Source organism: Bradyrhizobium sp. UFLA05-109, assembly GCF_054185165.1.
Window position 1 is genome coordinate 1 of record NZ_JBBIAR010000156.1, and the last position, 1467, is coordinate 1467.

General features: G+C 59.3%; 2 protein-coding genes. Both read left to right on the top strand.

Annotated features, from left to right (window positions below):
* The first annotated feature begins 284 nt into the window (after nt 1-284).
* The gene (locus tag Q3C01_RS44805; protein WP_458151737.1) at nt 285-491 is read left to right on the top strand and encodes a hypothetical protein; all 207 of its coding nucleotides are present in this window, start codon (nt 285-287) and stop codon (nt 489-491) included.
* 72 nt (nt 492-563) lie between these two features.
* Nucleotides 564-776, top strand: a complete 213-nt coding sequence (locus tag Q3C01_RS44810) for a hypothetical protein (RefSeq protein ID WP_458151738.1) — start codon at nt 564-566, stop codon at nt 774-776.
* The last annotated feature ends 691 nt before the right edge of the window (nt 777-1467 follow it).

The following is a 1467-nucleotide window of genomic DNA, read 5'->3' on the forward strand; positions in this document are numbered from 1 at the left end:
ACCATCTGCGATCCCAACTGGATGTTGATGTGCGCGTTGTGGCAGTCGCAGCGCGTCTGAGCACACTCCATTCAGGAGAGGCTTAGGTGGCTTTCAATCACCCGCCCGGCACAAAGGCGGTCCGGCTCAAAGAAACGCACGGGCAGGCTTCTCTGCGGGACGTGATTTTTCTCACAGATAAAAAATCCGTCTTCAGGCATCTATACGGGCAGTGAGGCACTGGTTCGCTTCGAGCCAGTGTTGTTCACAAATACAGACCAAACACAAACTCTTTGGAGCAAATTATGATTCGTGAACTCATCGATACGGACCTCGAGGCGGTTGCTGGCGGCTTTGATGTGGACCAGTACCTGACCAACGTTCAGTATAACTATGCCGACCAGAGCGCCACTGCTACCTCCAGCGGCAAAAACTCGCCCGCCACCGCTGTCAACGCGATCGGTAATCAGATCAACAGCGCGACCCTGGTCGGGATTGTGAGCCACGGCTAAGTCGGGAATGCCCGCACTCTCCATGGGCTGCTCTCGAGGGGTGTGCGGGCTTTTCTCCTAAGGAGGCAGGCCATGACTGAAATCTGTGAACTAACGGAAATGGACCTCGAGGTGGTGGCTGGCGGCGGCGGGTTGGTCAACGTACCGATCAGCATACAGAACTCCGTACAGAACACCATTCCCGTGCAGGTCGCTGCGGCTACCAGCCTCGGCGGCGACGCTAACGCTTTGAACGGGATCGGTAGTGCAGGAAACTTCGGTTTCCAAGGAATCCTCGGTTCCTAACTGTAAAATGCAATAAAGCCCCCCGCCATCGGGAATGCCCGCACGGGCTGCTCCCGGGGGTGGCGGGTTTTTTTTGCACGCACTTCTGCCCGCACACCCACTGCCGGCGGTGCGACAGGTTACTGGATCAATCCCCCTTAGCGCATCGAGAGCACGCGATCAAAGACCGAGGCAGAGCCGCCGACGGCCGCGGCAAGCCGCGCCTTGCACTATAGCTGAGAGCCGCGATATTTGACTGATGTTCCTGTCATTCCAATACGGCCTTCGACCGACGCGCGCACAACACCGCGCGCTCGACGCGATCCTTGAGGGGCAGCGGCTGCTCTACAACGCCGCGCTGCAGGACGGCCGGCGTCTTCCAGTCGGTCGAGCCATTTTGCCATCGCTCACCTCAATGCAGCGTATACGGCAGCTTGATCGCGACATACGGCGCGGCCGCGAGGGCCGCGCGATGCCAAGCTAAAGCCTGTCCTCGAGGCGATGCGGGGCAAGCCATATCGCGAAATTGCTCTGACCAGCCGCAACATTCCGCCGCCGCGCGGCGGTGATGCCTGGAATGCGATGTCAGTCATGCGCGCGATGAAGCGGCTGCGCATCGCGGGCAAATGACTCGCACCATCTGCGATCCCAACTGGATGTTGATGTGCGCGTTGTGGCAGTCGCAGCGCGTCTGAGCACACTCCATTCAGGA